The sequence below is a fragment of the Caenimonas sedimenti genome (assembly GCF_007833165.1).
GTDB classification, from domain to species: domain Bacteria; phylum Pseudomonadota; class Gammaproteobacteria; order Burkholderiales; family Burkholderiaceae_C; genus Ramlibacter; species Ramlibacter sedimenti.
Genome location: NZ_VOBQ01000008.1, coordinates 377,060 through 397,700 on the forward strand (window position 1 = coordinate 377,060; position 20,641 = coordinate 397,700).

Here is a 20,641-nt window from a genome sequence, read left to right on the forward strand (position 1 = left end):
CAGGGCAGGGCACGTGGCTTCCGATCCGCTGCAACCCGCCGCTATCACTGACATCGCCGACATCGCCGCTGCGCCCTCGGCGGCGCGCGGGCCGCGCGCAGGCACCCCCGAACCGCGCGACCCGCAGCGCTGGCGCACCGTGGTGTTCGATGCGGAGGATGAGGCGCCCGATGGCGCGCCGCGCAAACCCAAGCGCGGCCGCCCGCGCGGCAGCCTGGGTGCGCTGGTGGCCAGCCACGCACCGATCACGGCCGACGATTTCCGCTTCCTGTCGGCGATGGCGCAGGGCGTGGACCCGCGCCAGGCCGCGCGCACCTACCTGCTGCACAACCTGCACCAGGACGGCCGCGGCGCGCTCGGCTACGCGCGCGGGCTGCTCGCGCGCCTTGGGATGGCCGCCCACAATCATCCGGACGCCGGCGCAGCGACCGCCCTCGTGCGCGAGCTGCAGCGGCGGCTGGCGAAGCTTCTTCGGCCGCCGCGCCGCGGGCCCGCAGCCGCCAGCGCGCCGGCGCCGGACCAGGTGGTCGACGTGGTGCCGCATGCGCCGGGCAGCGCGCCCGCGCCGGCGGTGCCGCCGCAAGCTGCCGTGCGGCCGTCGCTGGAAGACTTCGCTGCGCGGTTTGACGACGGCATGTACGGCGAGGCCGAGCTCATCGCGCTGTACCACGAGGAGTTCGGCGCGGAGCCCGGCCCCGGCGAAGTGAGCGCCCAGGCAGCGCCGGCGCCTGCAACCGAGGAGGCGCGCGCAGGCCAGGGCGCCCCATCCGGGCACGCGGCCCCACGGGTACCGCACAAGGAGCTGTTCCAGCTGGATGTGCTGCGCCGCCTAGAGATCCTGGAATGGCTTGCGCCGCGCCTGGCGGTGCCGCTGCGGCCCGACTCGCCGCTGACCGATTGGGTGGAGCCCTCGCTGGCGCAGCAGCTGCGCGGGCACGGTCTTACGACTTTGGGGCAGTTGGCCACTTGGGTGAATGTGCAGGGTTCGCAGTTCCACCGTCGGGTCGCTGGCTTTGGGCCACGGCGAGCGCGCCGCCTCTTGCTCTGGCTGGTCGAACGCGAACAGATTCTGGGCGTGACGCTGCGCGGGCCGCTGAAGGAATTGGTCGGCCCGGTCCTGCCGCTGGCGATCGCCTATGTCGACGCGCCGGCGCTGCCGCTGCAGGCGCGCCGTGACGGGGACCCCGCGGGCCCTGCCGCATCACAGCAGCTGGTGCCTTCGCTCGTGCCGGCGCCGTTGCCCCCGCTACCGCCGCGCGGCCCCCGCTTCGCGTTGGTGCCGCTGGAACAGTTGGCCTGGCCGGACGCGCTCGCGGGACATGACGGCCTACTGCGCGCCCCTGGTGCGAACTACCTGCTGTGGGCCGACGGCCGCGCCGCGCAGGACGACCGCGAAGCGCTACGCCACTTCCTGGAGGTGTACGTGGGGCAGCGGCGCTCCAAGCACACCCAGCGTTCCTACCGCAGCGCGTTGCAGCGATTCGTCCTCTGGGCCTTGGTCGAACGGGGCAAAGCGCTGTCCTCGATGGTCGACGCCGACTTCTACGCGTTTCGCGACTTTCTGTTGACGCCGCCGGCGCACTGGTGCTCGGACTCGCGCGTCATGAAGCACTCCGACGAGTGGCGCCCGCTGCGCGGCGCGCTCTCGGGGGACGCGGTGCGCCTGAACCTGCGCATCGTGCAGCTGATGTACGGCTGGTGGCACCGGCGCGGCTACCTGCGCGTGAACCTCGCCGCGGACTTGCAGCTGGAAGCGCCGGACCACGCCGTCGAAAGCGGGAGCGCCGATGCGGCGGCCGGGGAGGGCGCTGCCGAGTTCGACGCGGGGCGCTCCTTTGCGCGCGAGGATCTGCAGGCGATGGAGCGCGCGTTCCAGCGTCTCCCAGAGTCGGCAGGCCAGCGCCGGCTGGGGGCGATCTTGTCGCTGTTCCTCGAATCGGGCGTGCGGCGAAGCGAGGTGCAGCACCTCACGCTCGGGGGCCTGGCGCCCTTACGGGACGACGCCAACAGCTTGTCGGCGGTGCAAAAGCTGAAGGTGTTGGGCAAGCGCCGCAAGGAGCGCGAGATCCCGGTCCTGGCCGGAACCATGGCTGCGCTCGAGGCGCACCATCGCGATCGCCGCCTGCTCATCGCAGCAGGCAAGCTGCCCGCGCACTGGGGGGCCTTGGAGCGCAAGGACACGCCGATCTTGAGTGTCCTGCAGGCGCCGCAGGGCAAGCTGCGCTCGCGGCGCGGCGTCTCGCCCGCGTCCGCCGATCGCACGCCAAGCTTCGATGGAAGACTGGACGCCAAGACCTTGTACGGCATCCTCAAGAAGTTTTTTGCGAAGGTCGCCGAACAGATTGCGGCGGAAGGGGGTGGGGTCGCCGGCCAGGCCGACTTCCGTCAAGCTTCCACGCATTGGCTGCGTCACACGTTTGCACTCCAATACCTGGCGGCCAATCCCGGCGATCTTCCGGGCCTGCAGGGACTACTCGGACACAGCAAGCTCAACACGACCGGCATCTACTCGCGTTTTGGTCTGGCGCATCGGCAGCAGGGATTGGAACGCATGGACAAGTTTGCGTGGTCGCTGACCGGCAAGGATCAGCAGTGAGCGCGAGCGATGTTCGTTCCTGGTTCTGTGATCCGGCTTCCGGAGCGGCTGCGGAGGCACAGACTTGAGCCACATTGAGCGGCTGGGCGAAGTTCCGGGACGCTCCTTCAGCGGCGTGGAAACGCATGCGATGGTGGGCAAGCACCTTCGCCGGTACAACACGGCGTCGTTGGTGGCACTGGTGCTCAACCAGTGGGCGAACCCGCAAGGGGACAAGCTCACGCAGCTGCGCAGCGCGCCCTGGCTGTCGATGCTGCTGGTCAAGTGGGCATTGCTGGAGCCGAACATGCGGCTGGGAGGGGGCACGCCGATGCCCGCTCCCGTCTACGACATGCTGCGCCAGCGGCTGTGGGAAGCCGACCGGCTGCGAGCCGGCGAGGCGAACTTGCATGCCTTCATGCGTGCCTTGACGCACGTGCAGCTGGAGTTCCAGCAGAAGCTCGGCCGCGACTTCATGCGCTGGCCGGCGCTCGTGGCGCCGTTGCCAGAGAACTCGGTCCTGCGTCGCCAATTCACGAACAGCCTGCAGCTGCAGCCGCAGGACTTCATCGACATCGTGTTGGCGGTGCTGGCCGGCCTGCACCGCGGCAACGGGGTTCTCAGCATGAACTACCAAGGGATTCTGAGGCGGGTTTACGGCGACCGCTTCTATACCTTGATGGCCTCGATTTCGCGGGACCTTCTTGGCTTGCGCCAGGATCTCGCCGCCGCACCGGGCATGCCACTCGGGCGCGACTTCGAGGAGTTCACCGTGCTGCACAACTGGCCGCTGGTGCGTCTGGACGACGGGACCTTGTGTTGGTGGCATCCCATGGTCTTCGCGCACGGCATTGAGAACCTGGTGCACAACCGCCTGTCCGAGTTTGGCGCTGACTACACCCGCGCGTTCAGCAAGGTGTTCGAGAAGTACGTCCTGGAGCTGGCCGATGAGGCGGGCGTCCCGTTGATCACCGAAGGTGCGTACAAGGCGCGTTTGGGCGAGCAGGCCTCGGCCGTTGAAGCGATTTTCCAATGCGCCGATTGCAATGTGCTGGTCGAGTCCAAGATGGCGCTCTACCCGGAGGTGCTGATGGCTACCGACTCCGGCGAGGCGCTGTGGCAGAAGTCAAAGCGCATCCGCGAGGGGATCGGGCAGGGCGCCGCCGTTGCCGCCGAACTGGCTCAGTCCGGGCATCCGTTCCATCGCAGCGCCGCGCGCGACAACTTCCTGCTGATCGTCGCTAGCCGTGAACTGAATTTCGGCACGGGCACGATGCTGCAGCGCCTTTTCCCGGAGAAGGCGATTTCCTACCCCAGCGGCGTGGCGCAGCGCAGATTGCCTCTGGACCATGTGTTCGTGCTGTCGATCCAGACGTTCGAGCGCTTAGTGGGCGCGCTGCGCGTGGATCGCATTGACCTGTCCGCACTACTGCGTGAAGCGGTCAGCGCCAACAGCGACCCGCGCACGGCGCAGCAGTTCTTCGCCCAGCACCTCGGGCCTAAGGTCAGCCGCTACACCACACCACTACGAATGCAACAGGTGATTGACGCCTCCATGGGGCGTGCCAAGACGGCGATGGAAGCGGTGGCCTAACGCGATGCGTCGGGCAGAGCCCTGTCGGACCGATGATTGGGAGGCGGCAAGGTAGACGTACGGAAGTTCGGTCTGGCCCATCAGAGGAATCTGAAGCAGCATGGACAGTGGGCCTGCTCAACAGCTGAGGCGGGCAGTACAGGGCAATGTGAAGGAATATTTGCTCCAAGGTTTTCAGGGCCCTCAACTGGGCGCAACTCAAATTTGCTACTTGGCAAAACTTGCCAAAATTGCTAAACTTTAGCGGAAACATAATGTTTTGCTGAACAGCAAATGAGGAAAGTTGACCATCCCCAGGAATCGGACCGTCAGTTGGTCGATGAGTTGGCCATTGCGCTTTTCGAAGCCACTGGCCACGCGGCAGAACTGCGCGGCTACGAGGTCTCGATCCCAGACGGGCCTGTCTCGCAAAAGCTCGACGCACTGCTGAACTTAGACGTCGACCCCCCAGTGGCGGTTCCAGTCGAGGTGGTCCGCAACGGCTATCCCAGCAGCATCCAGGCGGCTGTGTGGCGCATCAATGCCTATGCCAGCTCGCAGGCGCAAGCCGCAGGTATGGTCATCGGGCAGATCAGCCCCGGGGCGCGCCAGATCCTTCGGGAGGCTGGCGTCGGCTACTTCGACACTGACGGGAGCCTGTACTTCCGACACGGGAGCATTCTTGTCAACATCGAAAAGCCGCCCCGGCGAGAAACGCGTTCGCCGCGAGGCAGTCCCTTCGCGGGAGCGCGCGAGAAGGTCGTTCACGCCTTGCTGCATACCAAGGGCGAATGGACCAACGGGTTGCAGCTCGCGGAGCTGGCCCAAGTTTCACCCTACACGGTCTCCATCGCGCTGAACGAGTTGTCTCGGCGCGAATGGGTCGTCTATGAAGGCAAGGGCCGTGCGGCGCGCTGCAAAGTGACCCAAAGCTCCCAGATGCTCGATGCATGGGTGGAGTACTGGAAGGTGCGCCGCGAAAAGCGCACGCGCTGGTTTGCCTTTTCTCAAAACCCGCAGCGCCTCTTGCAGTCCTTTCTCAACAAGGCCACCCACAACGACACCGAAGCCGAATGGGCGCTCACTGGCGCCGCGGCAGGCAACTTGTTGTGCCCTTTGCTGACCTCGATCGACGCGCTGGAGGTCATCGTGCCTCCCGGTACGGTCGCGCGTTGTGCCAGCGCATGGGGGCTAGTTGATGCAGCGCGAGGCGGCAATGTAACCCTGATCGAGCGCGAAGACGCCAGCGAGCTCTTCCGGCAGCCGGCCGAGTCGTTGCCAGGTGTCTTGCTTGCGAGTCCATGGATCGTCTACTTGGACCTGCGCCGCGATGATCGCGGACGCAACAAGGAACTCGGGAGCCAGCTGCGCGAGCGAGTCTTGAGCGTCCCGGAGAAGACCAATGCCTGACGAGAAGCCACAAACCGCTGCCGGCTACAACCAAGAGTTCACCGTCGCCTGCGAGCGGGTCATGGTCACATTGCTTCACGGCTTCGGGACCTTCAAGAACACTGTGCGACTCGTGGGAGGCTTGGTGCCGCGCTACCTCACTCCCGCCAATCCTCCGGACGTCCCGGCGCATGTAGGGACCTCAGATGTCGATGTGGTGCTGAATGTGCAGGTGCTGGCCGACGGGGACGCCTACAAGACGCTCGCCCAACAGCTCAAGGCCAAAGGCTTCGAACGGGCGACCAACCATGCAGGAAAGCCCACCAGTTGGCGGTGGTTGCGCAAAGTGACCGATCACGAATTTGTGATCGTGGAGTTCCTGCGCGATGCGGACGAGAACCTTGCACCCAAGATGGTCAAGCCCGTCGACGACGAGAACGTCTCGGCCATCGCGTTCAAGCACGTCGGGATCGTCCATGACTGGTACCAGGCCAAGGAGGTGACCGCGGAGCTGCTGGATGGCGGCGGTATGGCGACCGAAACGGTCCACTACGCTGACGCAGTCGCCTTCGTCGTGCTGAAGACACTCGCCTACGCCGACCGCGCAGCCAACAAGGATGCGGCAGACCTGGTGCACGTCTTGCGCTATGCAATGCCCCTCGACGAGCTGGCCGCCAAGTTTCAGGACCGGCAGAACCAGGCACAGCACGTAGCAGCGCTCGACGCTGCACGGCACGCCTTGCGCATGCGGTTCTGCGACGGACCAGGCGTGCAGGGTTTCCAGCGCGACGGCTGCGTCGCTGCCTCTCGGTTCGCTCTGGGAGAAGAAGCGGAGGCCGACGAACTCGTGCTGGAGCAACGCAAGGTTAGTGGGCTGGTCACCGAGTTCTTGACGCTGCTCGACAAGCCAAAATTCTAGACGCAGCGATCGACCCTAGCGCGACCCCAAGAGTCCAGAGGTCGGTCTCGACCCTGCCAGGGCGCCCTACAACATTTCGTCGCGCGGTCCGTTGCCCGGAACCGCCTGAAGCGCAACGTCATCGACCGCCCTCGAAACGGGCAATCGCAAGCCAGCGCCCATGCGGGCGCCTCAGGGGTGGGCACGAACATGCCGCTGGCCTGGAAGCAATGGGCGGGCGAGGGTGGTCGCTTGCAGCGGACGGGTAACCAATGTCTTCCTCAATCTGCGCGAGCGCAAGACGCCTCGCGGGAGCTTGGTGATCCCCAGTACTGGGGATGCGGACGCTCCGCCGCCCTGCTAACTTGTGATTGAGAAGGTCCGTCGTCGCCGGTTCCGCCAGGACTCACCTATTGAGGCCGAGCACTTCGGGCATCTCCAACGTCGGGCGAGGCGCTCGGTCTACATCGAGATGGAGGGACGAATGCGTGCCACTGCGAAGAGTTCGAGCCTGAGGGCTGCCGCTTATGCCGGTACCTATGTCGTGGTGTTGGCATGGGACACACTAAACGGCAAGAAGCCTACCCGCAAGGACCTTCTCGGGTATGCGATTGAGCGCACAGAGCTGGACAGCGACGGCGGTGAGATCGAACGCTATTGGATGCGTGGCATCAAACGCTTTATGGACAAGGACAAAGGCCTTCCCCCTGGGACGCCTGTGCCGACCGCCGAACACCCCGTCCAGACCTTTCAATGGGCGGACTACACAGCGACGGCGGGACGCCGCTACCAATACCGCATCGTCCCGGTTTTCGGCACTGTGAAGAACACCAAGCTTGACGACGAGGCGGCGGTTACGCTAGATGTGACAGCGGAAGACGTTGTCGATCCGGCGAGCACTTCGGCTAGGCCTCGCCATGACGTCTATTTCAACCGCGGCGTCATTGGCTCGCAGGCGTACGCGCGCGAATTCGGCAACCGGAATCCGGATGCGGAAAACCCGCGCGCCGCAGAAATGCGCTGGCTGTCGCGTGGGCTGTTCGAAGCTCTGATCAAATTCATCGGCCAAGCGAAGGACGGCATGGCGCTTCGTGCGGCGCTTTACGAATTCCACTACGCGCCGGTCGCCAACGCCTTCGTGAAGGCGATCGAAGGCGGCGCCGACGTGAAGATCGTCTACGACGCCGAGAGTACCTACAAGGTCAGCAATGAAGAGACCATTGGGAACGCCGGCTTGGCTGAGCTTGGCGCGGTGGTCCCTCGCACTGTCAGCGAAGGCATCCGACACAACAAGTTCATCGTTCTGGTGGACGACGAAGGGCCCGCAGCGGTGTGGACCGGGTCGACCAACATTTCAGATGGCGGCATATTTGGTCACTCCAATGTGGGCCATGTCGTGTGGGACCGCGAAGTCGCGGGAAAGTACCTCGAATACTGGGAATTGCTGGCGCAGCCGAAAACAACACCGACCAAGCTTCGTGGTCCGCTGAAGGCCGCCACCCCGCTGCCGCCGGAAAAGACTCCGAAAAAATCGGTGACGCCCGTGTTCTCGCCGCGAGACGATAAGGACAGTGACGAGACGCTGCAGTGGTACGCCGAGCGACTGGCCGAAGCAAGAGAGCTTGCCTGCATGACGTTCGCCTTCAACATCGATCCGCTTTTTGCCAAGGTGCTCAATGTGGAGAACGACGTACTGCGCTACGTTGTCAAGGACGACCCGCTCGGTGAGACCGAGAGCATTGGTCAGGACCGCGACCTGATTTTCGCAGCGGGTTCCTTCCTCGGAAGCGGCGCTCTCGCCAACTTTCTGCGCGAGCGCTCGAATCCACTCAATCGGAACCGCTACATTCACAACAAGTTCATGCTGGTCGATCCGCTCGGAAAAGACCCTCTGGTGATCTCCGGCTCCGCCAATTTCAGCAAGCCCTCACAGCGCATCAACGACGAGAACATGCTGGTCATCCGTGGCGACACGCGCGTGGCTGACATTTACTTCGGGGAATTCATGCGCGTCTTCGACCACCACTACGCACGGTACATCTCGAGAGTGCTGTCGGAGGCGGGCAGATCCGATCCGGAGGCCGGCTACCTCAAGGCGCTGACCGACGACTGGCTACCCACCCATTTCAATCCGGATAGCTACAAGGCGAAGCGGCGACGCTACTTCGTCAAGCCGGGGACCTAAGTCGAGGCGCGTCCCACGCATCAAGTGCCGATAATCCGGATCTAACCATCGGATGTAGGGCACAACCCGATTGGCGACGGGAGTCGGTCGCGAAGGTAAAACGCCGAGATCCCGGATCTGGTCGCTCCCTCACGGTTGAGAGCGCCGCCTTTGATGGAGACGTCGGCGCTGTCTCGGCTAGGCGACCCGCATCAAGGGCTTCAGCGCGCGCACGAGCCGACCATTGCGTAGCACGGTTCAGCGTTCCGGCCGGCCCCGAGCTACTGCACGGTGACGCCATGCTCGAACAGACGCAGCCGCGCGGCCGCCACCAAGTCGGTCAGCACGGCAAGTAGCCGCGGATCGTCCAGAGGACATTCGGCCTTCAAGAGTCGCAGTGCGGCTGCGCTTTCCTGCAAATCGGTGGGTGCGGGTAGGGTGTTTGGTGGGGCGCAAATGGCCAGCGCGCTCGCGGCGTCGACCAGCGCTGAGCGGCGCGAGTTCATAGGCAGGCCAGCACCGGCGCGAGACACATGTTCGTCGACGGCCGCGAGCGCTTGCAAATTGCTCCTCGGGAAGCGGGCGGATCGCCGCGAGGCGCTCACGCTCAACGGAGGACACCCAGGCCAAGGCCGGGGACGCCGGGTGCGAAAAGGGCGACCAAGATCTCCTGCCTGTGATTCCGGCACGTGCCGTAGCGCGCCTGCTGTGCGACGTGCGCCGGCAGGGCGAGCCCGGCGACCATGCCGGCTAGGCTGGTGAAGTCGACAAAAAGAAGGGTGAGCCTCATGGCGAGGGTGTACCAGTCCTGGTGATCGATTTCAAGCCTGAGGCGCTAGTGCCGAAGCGGATTATGGTTGCGGGGAGGGGTACGACCCCCTGAGGCAACGGCGCCGCCTGAGCAGGTGGCCTCCATGGCGGCTGATCGGCAAGCCTCAGGGCTCCTTTCGCTTCTCCTCGAGGAACTTGTCCATCGAGACAACGACACCGCCGACGGCGCCGGGCAACCTGTCCGGGGAATCGATCTCCCGCTCCAAGAGGTCCAGCCAATCTTGGTTCGCGGCCAGCCAGTCGATGAAGTCCTCTAATCCTCCAGGCCCGCCGTTGGAACGGCGTAATTGTTGACAACGATCTTCCGCACTTGAAATCGCAAGCTGCGGTGGAACTCCGGAGCGACCTGAGGCCAGGTCCCTGCATCAAGTGGGCAAGCGCTTCGAATTGACCGGCTTTCGAAAAGCTTCGGGCCTGCTCATAAATGTCGTCCATCGGGAAATCGTTCATGTGAATAGCTCTCCCAGCCCCAAGGACTTGATCTGTCTAACCAGCCGCACCGGCGGCCAGCCGGAAAGCGGGCGCCAGCCGGTCCTGCTCACGCCGCGGAATGTTGAGTCCGCCCGCGATCTCCGGCCACTGCGCGACCACCATCTGGAAGTTGGCGATGATCTCGTTGGCTTCGTCTTTGAGCCTGAAGTAGTGTGCGACGGACCTGGCGAGATCCAGGTCCAGCGCGTTGTCCGCTTCGCTGACATTGAGCTTCAAGCCGTGCGCATCGGGCACCGGATTCATGTCGTAGGCCTCCGACAGGCGCCACCCCTTGCCCGGAACGAGAATGAAGCCGTGGTTGCGCAGGTGATCGTCGGTGTTCGACACGAGCATGTTGAAGACGATGCGCGACCACAACTCGCGCAGGTCGGCGTCGGTCTGCGCGCCGTGGTCCATCAAGACCCGGGCGATCTCTAGGTAGCTCGCGCCATTGGAGGCGTCGTCGCCGTCCTGCCGGCCGGTGAGTGTCATGGCCGAGGCGAAGTGCAGGCGCCGGCCGGCGAGGGTCCTGTCGAAGCGCCGCACCAGAAACGTGTGGTGCGCACTCGCGAAAGTCTCCGCGGCTGCCTCGGCGACATTCAGGCCACAGGCCTTCGCAAGGCTGTGGACGACCAGCTCCCAAACTCCCACGTTGTGCTCGTCTCGCACGCTCGGAAACTTGGCGATCCACAGCCGGCCATCGGGGTCCACCACGCTGGCTTTTGGCCTGGCGCCGCCCAAGGAGCCGCCAGGCGCGATCAGCATGCGCAGCCAGTCATCCACGCCGACGGCGGCGTTCTCCTCGTCGCGCTCCAGTGCTAGGCTCGCGGCCTCCAGTTCGCGCAGCTGCACAAATGGCGGCGCGGCGACGCCGTGGCGGTTGTCCAGGAACGCACCCCGCTCGTCGAGCTTGAAGCGCAGCGCCCCCGACCGGTACTCATCGTGCACACCGAGTAGGAAGTCCGACTCGAATAGGCGCGCCGTGTTGGCTGCTTCGCCGGCGCGCTTGGCGCGCTCGAGGCGGCGTTTCATGAGCAGGCGCCCCCACCGATCGGGACTCGCATCGGCAAACACGCCGAACACCGACTGCCCCTGGGGCGGATGCTGCGGCCCCTCGTACGGGCCAAGCCGTGGGTCCAGGTGAACGCCCGCCATGGCCGGGTCAGCCAGCGCAGCGGCGGCGAATTGGAACTCGAATACCTCGCGCCCGGCGCCTGCCCGGGCATGCAGGGTCCCGATGCGAAGGGGCGCTTCCAGTTCGTCCCAATCGGCGTAGACGGCGATCGTGGCGGGCATGCGTTCAGCCTCCCGTCTTGCCAGGCGGTCGCTTGATCAGTCCGGACAGCGCTTCTGAATTGGCGAAACCGCTCTTCTTCAGCCAATCGCTGCCGGCGACCTTGACTTGCGCCTCCAAGGCCTCGGCCGGTGACTCCACCTGCTTCAGGGTTTCGCGCAATTGGCGGCTGGGAAGCTGGGTCAACGCCTTCCGAAGCTGGCTCTCGGGCAAGGCCTCGACGGCTCGCCGCAGCTGCGCTGCTGGCAGCGCCTCCACGTCCTCCCGCAGTCGCTCCAGTGCTCCGCTGGGGGCGAGCCGCCTCGTGGCTGGGTATGACGCCAGGACCGTGCCAGCCAATGAGGCCACTCGCGATGAGGGCGCCGACCTTCCGGTCTGGGATAGCACGTGTGCGGCACGGCTTGCCGGCTGCAGACGGGAATCCTGCAGGTCGCGGCCTACCGGATCCGCCTGCGCCAGCAGATTGAGATCCTGCTCGACCCCGAGCACCTGCATCACCGCGACATAGGCTCCCAGCGTCACGCCCGCGCCGCCCCGCTCCACGCTGCGCAGCGTCATGGGCGACATGCCGGCGCGTTCCGCCACCTGCTTGGCCGGCAGCTTGCGGCGCAAGCGGGCGACGCGCAGGCGGGCGCCGAGCTGGCATAGCAGCTCGTCCGTCGACGGCAGCAGGGGTGCGGTTTTCTTGGCCATAGTGCCATTATTCTATTCTCTTAGAGAAGAATACGCAGGAATAATGGCTTCTAGCTCCGTAATGTTGCGCTTGCTCAGGCTTCTTGAGGGCTATTTTTCTGGCGCTTTTACCCCTCAGACGCCAAAATAATGGCATCGTTCTCGCGACCTGTGTACTGTTGTTAGAAACAGTAAGACGGTCCAGAATCAACGGCGGACCAGGATCGCACGGGTCGGCTTCCGATTTTTTCCGGTGTTTGCGACTTAGTCATGGAGGGGGCAAGGACCGCGCCCATCCCGGGCGCGGCGTTGAAGGTGGATGACCATGGAAAACGACGATGCACACTCCAATGACGGATGCCGCAGCCGCGGCCCTGGCTGATGAGGACCTGAAAGCGCGCCTCGCCCGCACTGACTGGGAAACGGACCCGCTGTACCTGCCCGACGAACAGGTCTTCAGGCTGTTCCACCAGACGCGCGACGCGGGCGACAAGGGGCGGATGAATCTGTTCGCCGGGGCGCTGTGCGCACGGATTCTCGGCCGGGCGCGAGGATTCGCGGTGCGCTCGGGCATCTATCCGGGAGTGATCGGCGACCTCGACGACGCGAGCCAGGAGCTCGGGCAGTTCGTATGGGACCGCCTGCAGAAGTCCCCGACGGACGCGCAGCATGCCGAGCGCGCGTTCGGGCAGCTGTTCGAGCGTCGGAGCTACGACTTCCAGCGGCGGCTCCTGGCGAAGAAGCGCAAGCTGCAGGTCAGCTTCGACGACCCTAAGCAGTTCCCCGAGGACGAAGACCCGGACAAGACCATCCGGGAAGTCTCGGCGCTGCGCGAATCCACGTCCCCGGCGGAGTCTTTCGAGAAGAAGCAGCGCTACCGGGAAGCCGTCAAACGGCTGCAGGCCATGCTGACGCAGAACGAGTACGCCGTGTTCGTGATGCTGCACGAGGACGAAATGATGGTGAAGGACATCGCCAAGGCGCTCGGCGTCAGCGTGCGCACCATCAACACCTACAAGAACCAGGCGATGGCGAAAATCGCCAAGGAGTTCAGTGATGACATCGAACGATCGTAAGCAGTCCCTCGAAGACGTTCTCGACGCGTTCTTCTTCACGGCCGACGCGCCGTCCGCCGGCGCCGTGCTGCGCGCTTGCGAAGCCCATCCCGAGTTTCGCGCGGACATCCTGGAGTTCGCCGCGCTGTGGGCGACGCACGACGCATCGCCGGAGCCGGCGGCCGAGGTGCTGCGGGTGCCCGCTGCGTCGCTGTCCCGCATGCAAAGCTATGTCCTCAACAACTTGCATGCGGATGCTGCCCAGCCCGAGGGCTCTGGGGTCGAAGCGGCTCGGGCCGCGCTGCGCGCGCTCGCCGGCGCAGCCCTGCGCCGCGCCGCGACCGCCGCCGGCCTGGGTACCGCCACGCTGCTGCTGCATAAGGTGCTGACCAACGCCATTGTGGACACGCCGCGCGCCGTGCTTTCTGCGTTGGCGCGGCACCTGCAGGTCGCCGTGACGGACTTGCAGCTTGCGCTCGCGGGGCATGTGGTGGGAGGCCGGCACTACAGCGCCTCCCAGAAGCCCAATGCGCCGACCCAGGAGACTTGGGCGCACGCGGTCGGCGATCTTCCAGGCGTGAGCCATGAGGAAAGAGCGAGGCTATTGGCGCTCACGAGCGAGGAAGCTGGCTCGTGACACCTTTCCGCCGGGCCCGGGAAGCGGCGATCGCCTTGCGGCGACGCTACTTCGGTGACCTGACGGATTCGGCACTGGCCTCGGACCACATCATCACGACGATCGCCGCCGAGGACGCCGAAGACTTCGAGATCACACCCACCGACCCGGCCGACCAGGCGCTAGGGAAGGCCGACGCCCATCTCGTGCGCACCATGCGCCAGATCCTGGTGCGCAATGACGTATCACCCGCCGAGCAGGCGTTTCTCGCAGCGCATGAGTTCGGCCACTGGAAACTGCATGCCGACGACGATGGGAACTGCGGTCAGGTCATCGACACCGGGCTGAAACCGGCCGACGACGAAACCCAGGGCGCGCAAAAGGTCGAGGCCTATGGCGTGCGCGAACGCACGGAACTGCAGGCCAACCTGTTCGGCCGCGAGTTGCTCTTGCCACGCGCGCTCGCCCGCGGCCTGTTCCTGGCCGGCAAGAACGCCTCGGCCATCGCCAAGGAGCTCGACTTGCCCTTGGAGCTGGTGCGCCAGCAGTTGCTCGACGCGCTGCTGCTGCCCGAGGTCGAAGCGCCGGCCGAGGAACCCCAGCAGCCGATCGAGCCCACACCGCTGCAACTGGCGGCGGCCCGTTCGACCGCGCCGGTTTCACTGGTGGTCGCTGGCCCGGGTACCGGCAAGACAACGACCCTGCTGCTGCGCGTGCAGCATCTGCTCGCCTCGGGTGCGAAGCCCGGCGAGATTCTCATCCTCACCTTCGGCAACCGCGCGGCGCGCGAGCTGGCCGACCGCCTGCAGCTGCTCGGCATCGAAAATGCCCACGAGGCTTGGATCGGCACCTTCCACGCCTTCGGGCTGGAATTCCTGCGAAAGAACCACGAGGTTTTCAAGCTGCCGCCTCGCTTCGGCGTCGCCGACAAGATGGCGCAGATCGCCGTGCTCGAGCCGCACATCTACGGCCTCGGGCTGGAGGTGTTCAATCCGCTCGGCGATCCCCTGGACTGGCTGAACGAAGTGGTGATGGCCATTCAGCGCGCCAAGGACGAACTCGCCGATGCGGTCGCCTACGCTGACGCGGCGGCCAAGTCGGCCGCCAAGACGCCTGAGGACGTGCAGGCGCTGCAGCGTGATGTCGCCAGGCTGTACGCGTGCTACCAGGCGCAGATCCAGGCCCGCGGCAATCTCGTCGACATGGGCGACCTGGTCATGCTGCCGGCACTGGCCCTGCGGGACGACTACAAGTCCTACACCGCCTCGGTCGGCCGGTTCAAGCACGTCCTGGTCGATGAGTACCAAGACGTGAACCGGGCCAGCGCGGTCCTGGTGAAGGCGTTGGCCAAACCGGCGGACAGCCTCTGGGTGGTGGGCGATGCCCGCCAGGCCATCTACCGATTCCGTGGCGCGTCGATGCGCAACATCCTGGAATTCGGCGCCGACTTTCCCAAGCACAAGACCTTCACGCTCAACGAGAACCGCCGCAGTCACACCGAGATCGTGCGCGTTTTCGAGCACACCGGCCGGGGCGACCATCCGCTGCAGCTCAAGCTGCCGCTGGAGGATGTGCAGGCCGTGCGCGGCGCCAGCGGGATCAAGCCGCTCCACGTGCAGTGCGCGACCGAGGCCATCGTCCTGGGTGAACTCGTCGCCCATGCCGAGCGGCTGCACGAGGATGGCGTCGGCTACCGCCACCAGGTCGTGCTCGCCAGCACGCACGACACCTGCGGCGCGGCCGCGCAGGCGCTCAACGCCGCCGGCGTGCCCGCGCTGCATCTCGGTGACATCTTCCAGCGTCCCGAAATCCGGGATGTGCTGGCGCTATTGCAGCTGTTCGTCGACCGGTCGGCCAGTTCGCTGGTGCGCGTGGCGCAGCTGCCCGGCTTTTCCCTGCCGGCCGCCGACGTCGATCGCCTGCTGGCAGCGGCGAAGGAGGACCGGCCGGCGGCCCTGTCGTGGCTGCGGGCGCCCCCGGAAGACCTGAGCGCCGAGGGCGCACAAGGCTTGGCGCGCTACGGCACGCTGTTGCACGGCCTGAAGGCGACCGACTCGCCGTGGGAGGTCGCATGCACGCTGCTGCTCGACCGCACCGACGTGCTTCGCGCCCATCTGCCCGGCGACACGATGCCCGACATCACGCGCCGGCTCGCCCTCTGGCAGTTCATCTACCACCTGCGCGTGCCGGACGGGACGTCGAAGTTTCAGACCGTGGGCGGCTTCCTGACCGCCCTGCGTCGGCGCCTGAGGATCGGCGATGACCGCGAGCTGCGCATTCCTCCGCCGGAGGCGGACGCGCTCGACGCCGTGGCCGTGATGACGATCCACGGCAGCAAGGGCCTGGAGTTCGAGGCGGTGCACCTAGTCGACATCGACGCCTGGCACTTCCGCGCGGGGCCCGAGTCCGCGCTCGTGCCCGCCACGCTGCTCGAGTCAGTCACGCAGCAGGACGAGGTCAAGGAGGCGCACGCCGAGGCGTCCAACAAGCTGTACGTGGCCCTGTCGCGGGCGAAGAATGATTTGATCTTGTACGAGAACACGGGCCGCTACAACGCCACCTGTGTCGACGCCGTCAGCCAGATGCCGGACTTGCTCAAACGCGTCGAAGGAACCATCTCGCTGCCCGCACAGCAGATCGCGGTGGCCCCAGCCCTCGCGACGGACCAGCCGCAGGCCGTACCGCTCAACGGATTCCTGGCCTACCGAATCTGCCCGCGCCGCTACTACTACGACGTCGTCAAGGCGCTAACGCCCGCGTCCGGCATGCACCCGGCGGCGCTCGTCGAAAATGCCGTGTTCCGCGACCTCTTCGCCGAGCACGGTGAAGAGCCCGGCACTCCCCCGGGTGAGGTCGCGCGCATCCTGCGGCAGCTCGGCACCGACTACCGGGACTCGCTTCCGCATCTGCAGGCCTATGCCGACCAGCTGCTGGCGGCGGGGCGCGAGTGGCTGGGTGCCGAACGTGGCGAGATGGCCAAGCCCTTTCATGTCACGTGCGCCGGCCTGCCGGTTCGCGTCACGCCGCACCGCATCGACAAGGCGGGCCAGGTTGTCACCCTGAATTTCGTGCGGGCCCGCCCGTCCAGCGGCGGGCAGCGCCAGCAGAAGGTCCTGCGCTGGCTGATGAAGCACCTGGCGGACGTGCGTCCCGAGTTGTCCGTCAGCGCGCGAATCCACGTGCTGCACACCGGCCAGAACGAGTCCGCCTGGCCGGGCTGGAATTCGTTTCTGGACGGCGTCGCTGCCAATCTGCAGGCCGGCGACTTCGCCGCGCGGCCCAGCGCGCGCGACTGCCACCGGTGCCGCCACTTTCTCTACTGCCCGGCCTGAAGCTGCTTCCGATTTCCCGCTGATCCTGCGATTTATCCCTCATGGGCGGCGCGCGGTGTGCCACCCAAGACGATAGGAGCGCAGACATGCAAATCCGTGTTTACGTGCAGTCCGAGCACTTCCCGGACATCAAGCTGGTCGAGATCGACGACAACGCCAGCATCGAAGACCTCAAGCGCGCCGCGATCGCGCTGCTGCCCGCGGGCGCCGACGCGGACGGCCTGATCCTCACCGTGGAGGACGACGAGGACGGAGCGCACGACAAGGCCAAACGCGTCAAGGACCTGCGCGGCGAGCACGGTGTGCGTGTGCACCTGCATCGCTGCAAGCACGTCGATGTGGCCGTGCGCTTCGGCGCCGAGAAGGTGGAGCACATGTTCAAGCCCGCTGCCACCGTGGGCCGCGTGCGGCAGTGGGCGGGCCACCGCCTGGGCATGAAGCCCGGCGACATCGCTGAGCACGTCCTGCAGATCGCGGAGACCAACGTGCAGCCCGAGGTCGACGTCCACATCGGCACGCTCACGCGCTGCCCCGCCTGCGCCATCGTGTTCGATCTGGTGCCGGCGCACCGCATCAACGGCTAGGGCGCAGCGGCATGGCACCGGACGAACGTTCGCTGCGAGCCGACCTCGCGTCGGCGCGGTTTCTGGCGGGGGAGGACCGCGGCCGCTGGGCCCTGCGGGACCTGCGGTGGCCCCACCTCTTCGCGGACGTGGCCGCGCCGGACGGGCGGCGCTTCACGCTGCGCCTGGACTGTGCCGGCTTCCCCGCCGGCGCGCCGACGGGCACGTTCTGGGACCTGGCGGCCGACTGCAGGCTGCCGTTTCCCCGGTGGCCCACGGGCGGCGAGCGCATCAGCCTGGCCTTCAAGCCGGGCTGGAAGGACGGCGCCGCGCTGTATATCCCGTGCGACCGCGAGAGCATCGCGGGCCACGACCAGTGGCCGGCCCAGTACCCGCAGTTGATCTGGAACCCGGCCAAGGGCATCTCGCATTACCTGGGAGTCGTTCATGACCTTCTTCACAGCCGTGACTACGCCTGCGCCGCTGCTTGAGGCCCCCGCGGCCTTGTGGGCGGCCTTGCTGCAGCACTTGCGCACGCAGGGTGGTGGTGTGCGCGAAAGCGGCGCCTTCCTGCTGGGCCGCAAGGATACGGGCCGCCGCGTGATGACCGCGGTGCTGCCGTACGAGCGGCTGCAGGCCGATGCACTTCACGACGACTATGTGAGCCTGAACGCCGAGAGCTTCGCGAAGCTGTGGGCCCACTGCCGCGAGCAGAACCTCAGTGTCGTCGCCGACATCCACACGCACCGCTTCGGCGCCGGCCAGAGTCGGTCCGACCGCGCCAACCCGATGGTGGCACAGCCGGGCCACATCGCCTTCATCGCGCCCCACTTCGCGCAGGGCCAGGTCGGCTTGCCCGACCTCGGCATGTACGTCTATCTGGGCAATCATCGATGGACCACCCACGCGGGACCGGCGGTAAGCCGGTTGTTCCGCCTTTCCGGAGGTACTTCATGACGGGCTTCGACGCGGACTCCATGCACCGGTTGGCCAAGCTCGCGCTCGATGCCGGCGAAGTCGCCTCGCCCGAGGAGGCCGTCGCGCTCTTTTCCGGCTACCGACTGCGTATCGTGCTCGGGCGCGGCTGGGCCGACACCCTCGCGGGCCAGGCCTGCTTTGTGACGGCCGTGAACACTGCCGCTCGCGCCTTTCTTGGCGGTGTCGAGGTCTGCGGCGAGCTGGACGCGATGTTGCGCATCCCCTTGTTTGAAGGGCGCAATGCGGCCACGGTTGCGCCCGAGCTCGGCGCCACGATCACGGCGCCGGCACAGGGCGAGCTGCCGACGCTGGTGCTGGGCGGGTGGGTCCCTGCCACGCTTCCCAGGTTCTGCGTGAGCCTTCGCTGGGACGGCTGGCGGGCCTGGCTCGCGCCGGGCGCTTCTGATATCACGCCGTCGCTCGCGCATGACCACCCGCTCGCTGGTGTCGCCGCCGCGGCGCTGGGGGTGAACGAGGCCTTCCTGCACATCCGCGGCGACATGCCGGCGGCGGGCGACCGCACGGTCGGCCTGTCGCTGTGGACCCCGCTGGCCGTGGCAGGCTGGCGTAACGACGAGCACTCGGGTCCGCCGCTGCGCTACTTGCCCGACGCGCTGTGGCTGGTTGGGCTCGGGCACCTGGGTCAGGCCTATGCCTGGACCCTGGGCATGCTGCCCTACGGCGCCCAGCGGCCTCACTTGGTGCTACAGGACTTCGACAAGGCCGCGGCATCCAACCTGAGCACCTGCCTGTTGTTGGACCAGGGCGACCTAGGGCAACGCAAGGTCCGCGTCGTGTCGCGCCGGCTGGAAGCGGCAGGCTTCACCACCGCGATGGTTGAACGGCGCTTCGGGCCCGACCATCGCGTGCTGCCGGGCGAGCCCACGACGGCGCTCTTCGGTGTCGACAACCTGGCGGCTCGCCGCGACTTGGCGTCGGCGGGGTTCGGCATGGTGGTCGAGGCCGGGCTCGGCAGCGGCCACCGGGACTTTCGCAACATCCGCACCCATACTTTCCCCGGACCGCATTCGCCGGCGGCCGTCTGGCCCGCCGAGGCTGGGGCGCAACCGGCGGTCGAACTCAACGACGCCTACCGCCAGCTGGCGCAGGAGCGCGACGATCTTTGCGGCATGACGCAGCTCGCCTCCCGGGCGGTGGCGACGCCGTTCGTGGGCGTATTGGCAGCGGCCCTGGTGCTGGCCGAGGTCGTGCGGCCGCTGCATGGTGGTGGGACGCACGCCGTCCTCGATCTGCAGATGAAAGACCTGCGCCATCGCACCGGTGCCCCGCTGAGCGATGGCCCCGTGCCCGCTGGGTTTCTCACCGCGGGATAAGCAGCGGCATCATGCGAACGGCTTCACGGCACCTGCGCGTCCTCCAGCAGTTCGGGCGCGCGCGCGGCTCCGGGCGCGTGCAGCGCGTCGAAATTGCCGATGATGGGCTGGTTCGGGAAGACCTCGCGCAGCCGCCGCATGGCGGCCAAGAGATTCGCGCCCGACTTCAGCACGTCATCAAACAGGTACACCAGGTTCGGCGCCGACTTCGCCTCTTCGACGGGGTCGACGGCCAAGGATTCGTAGGTCCTCTGCGGCGACGGCGGCTGCGCGGCGGTGTGGCTCGCGGGGATGTGGCCGTCGAACACCAGCAGTTCCCGCACGTCCAGGTCAACGTCGGCCGCCCGGCCAAAGCGGTACGACAACGCCGCGCGCGGCCGGCCACCAAGTGATGAAGCGCCTTTGGATGCTCGTCTTCGAGTTCCCTGATGCGGCACGAGCAATCGGTCGCTTGCTCATGACCCTGGCTGTCGCCGCCGCACTCCTTGGTTGGCGAGGTCACAAGCTTCTGGCTGTGCTGGATCGGCGCTTGGCCAAGGTAGGCGTGGACGCGCCCCGATCGCTCGCCGAGGCATACCCGACGCTTCCTACGTGGTGGATTCCCGAATCGGGTTGGGGCTTTGCGCTGGTAGGCGTTGTTTTCGCGTTAGGCGCGGCACTGGCGCTGGCGGCGCGCACGGCGAAGCGCATGGGGGCGTGAAGCCATAGCAGCAGGTGGTTCTATACCCTACTGCGTGGCAGTAGATGTCAGGAGCGTCCAAGCTTCCCGGCTGGCAGACTTGCGGCAATGCCAGTCAGCTTTGCTTATGGCCGCCGTGATGGACGATTGATTCACGTCCGGGATCTGGACGAGTCCATACATCGCGGGCTTCGATGCGCATGTGTTTGCCCGCAGT

The 20,641-nt window shown here is 66.3% G+C and carries 18 protein-coding genes; 13 read left to right on the forward strand and 5 right to left on the reverse strand.

Going from position 1 to position 20,641, the window contains the following annotated elements; all coding sequences use genetic code 11:
- Positions 1 to 13: 13 nt before the first annotated feature.
- The 5 genes from FN976_RS11385 to FN976_RS11405 all read left to right on the forward strand — a co-directional run bounded on the left by FN976_RS11385 (position 14) and on the right by FN976_RS11405 (position 8,620).
- Positions 14 to 2,596 carry a site-specific integrase gene (locus tag FN976_RS11385; protein ID WP_145893121.1) on the forward strand — a complete coding sequence of 861 codons (2,583 nt, stop codon included), beginning with the start codon at positions 14 to 16 and terminating at the stop codon, positions 2,594 to 2,596.
- 130 nt (positions 2,597 to 2,726) lie between these two features.
- Positions 2,727 to 4,169, forward strand: a complete 1,443-nt coding sequence (gapS1, locus tag FN976_RS11390) for a GapS1 family protein (RefSeq protein ID WP_432417862.1) — start codon at positions 2,727 to 2,729, stop codon at positions 4,167 to 4,169.
- A 273-nt stretch (positions 4,170 to 4,442) separates the two neighbouring features.
- Complete coding sequence (locus FN976_RS11395; RefSeq protein ID WP_145893123.1) at positions 4,443 to 5,558, forward strand: helix-turn-helix domain-containing protein; 1,116 nt, start codon at positions 4,443 to 4,445, stop codon at positions 5,556 to 5,558.
- Positions 5,551 to 6,456, forward strand: a complete 906-nt coding sequence (locus FN976_RS11400; RefSeq protein ID WP_145893124.1) for a hypothetical protein — start codon at positions 5,551 to 5,553, stop codon at positions 6,454 to 6,456. Before FN976_RS11395 ends, FN976_RS11400 begins: the two co-directional genes overlap by 8 nt.
- A 463-nt stretch (positions 6,457 to 6,919) precedes the next feature.
- A complete protein-coding gene (locus tag FN976_RS11405) occupies positions 6,920 to 8,620 on the forward strand; it encodes a phospholipase D-like domain-containing protein (protein WP_145893125.1) in 1,701 nt (566 codons plus the stop codon).
- Between the two features lie 260 nt (positions 8,621 to 8,880).
- Here FN976_RS11405 and FN976_RS11410 read toward each other — a convergent pair whose 3' ends face one another.
- From FN976_RS11410 to FN976_RS11425, 4 genes are all read right to left on the reverse strand, one after another.
- Positions 8,881 to 9,105 carry a hypothetical protein gene (locus FN976_RS11410; RefSeq protein ID WP_222432802.1) on the reverse strand — a complete coding sequence of 75 codons (225 nt, stop codon included), beginning with the start codon at positions 9,103 to 9,105 and terminating at the stop codon, positions 8,881 to 8,883.
- Positions 9,106 to 9,206: 101 nt separating this feature from the next.
- Complete coding sequence (locus FN976_RS11415; RefSeq protein WP_145893127.1) at positions 9,207 to 9,389, reverse strand: hypothetical protein; 183 nt, start codon at positions 9,387 to 9,389, stop codon at positions 9,207 to 9,209.
- Between the two features lie 527 nt (positions 9,390 to 9,916).
- Positions 9,917 to 11,197 (reverse strand): type II toxin-antitoxin system HipA family toxin, encoded by a 1,281-nt coding sequence (locus FN976_RS11420; RefSeq protein WP_145893128.1) that lies wholly within the window; start codon positions 11,195 to 11,197, stop codon positions 9,917 to 9,919.
- Positions 11,198 to 11,201: 4 nt separating this feature from the next.
- On the reverse strand, positions 11,202 to 11,888 hold the full coding sequence (locus tag FN976_RS11425; protein ID WP_145893129.1) for a helix-turn-helix domain-containing protein: 687 nt from the start codon (positions 11,886 to 11,888) through the stop codon (positions 11,202 to 11,204).
- A 317-nt stretch (positions 11,889 to 12,205) separates the two neighbouring features.
- Between FN976_RS11425 and FN976_RS11430 the strand changes: the two genes are divergently transcribed.
- The 7 genes from FN976_RS11430 to FN976_RS11460 all read left to right on the forward strand — a co-directional run bounded on the left by FN976_RS11430 (position 12,206) and on the right by FN976_RS11460 (position 19,745).
- A complete protein-coding gene (locus FN976_RS11430) occupies positions 12,206 to 12,943 on the forward strand; it encodes a sigma factor-like helix-turn-helix DNA-binding protein (RefSeq protein WP_145893130.1) in 738 nt (245 codons plus the stop codon).
- Positions 12,924 to 13,559, forward strand: coding sequence for a hypothetical protein (locus tag FN976_RS11435; protein ID WP_145893131.1), 636 nt, complete (start codon positions 12,924 to 12,926; stop codon positions 13,557 to 13,559). Before FN976_RS11430 ends, FN976_RS11435 begins: the two co-directional genes overlap by 20 nt.
- Positions 13,556 to 16,870, forward strand: coding sequence for a UvrD-helicase domain-containing protein (locus FN976_RS11440; protein ID WP_145893132.1), 3,315 nt, complete (start codon positions 13,556 to 13,558; stop codon positions 16,868 to 16,870). The genes FN976_RS11435 and FN976_RS11440 overlap by 4 nt, the downstream gene beginning before the upstream one ends.
- 86 nt (positions 16,871 to 16,956) lie before the next feature.
- Positions 16,957 to 17,454: a hypothetical protein gene (locus tag FN976_RS11445; RefSeq protein ID WP_145893133.1), complete on the forward strand. Its 498-nt coding sequence runs from the start codon at positions 16,957 to 16,959 to the stop codon at positions 17,452 to 17,454.
- A gap of 11 nt (positions 17,455 to 17,465) precedes the next feature.
- Positions 17,466 to 17,924 (forward strand): DUF7665 family protein, encoded by a 459-nt coding sequence (locus FN976_RS11450; protein ID WP_145893134.1) that lies wholly within the window; start codon positions 17,466 to 17,468, stop codon positions 17,922 to 17,924.
- The gene (locus tag FN976_RS11455) at positions 17,881 to 18,390 is read left to right on the forward strand and encodes a hypothetical protein (protein WP_145893135.1); all 510 of its coding nucleotides are present in this window, start codon (positions 17,881 to 17,883) and stop codon (positions 18,388 to 18,390) included. Before FN976_RS11450 ends, FN976_RS11455 begins: the two co-directional genes overlap by 44 nt.
- Positions 18,387 to 19,745, forward strand: coding sequence for a ubiquitin-activating E1 family protein (locus FN976_RS11460; protein ID WP_145893136.1), 1,359 nt, complete (start codon positions 18,387 to 18,389; stop codon positions 19,743 to 19,745). The genes FN976_RS11455 and FN976_RS11460 overlap by 4 nt, the downstream gene beginning before the upstream one ends.
- Before the next feature lie 23 nt (positions 19,746 to 19,768).
- Here the strand turns inward: FN976_RS11460 and FN976_RS11465 are convergent, their stop codons facing one another.
- The gene (locus FN976_RS11465; protein WP_145893137.1) at positions 19,769 to 20,110 is read right to left on the reverse strand and encodes a hypothetical protein; all 342 of its coding nucleotides are present in this window, start codon (positions 20,108 to 20,110) and stop codon (positions 19,769 to 19,771) included.
- Between the two features lie 41 nt (positions 20,111 to 20,151).
- Between FN976_RS11465 and FN976_RS11470 the strand changes: the two genes are divergently transcribed.
- Entirely contained in the window at positions 20,152 to 20,445 is a 294-nt protein-coding gene (locus tag FN976_RS11470; protein ID WP_145893138.1) for a hypothetical protein, read from the forward strand.
- Positions 20,446 to 20,641 lie beyond the last annotated feature (196 nt).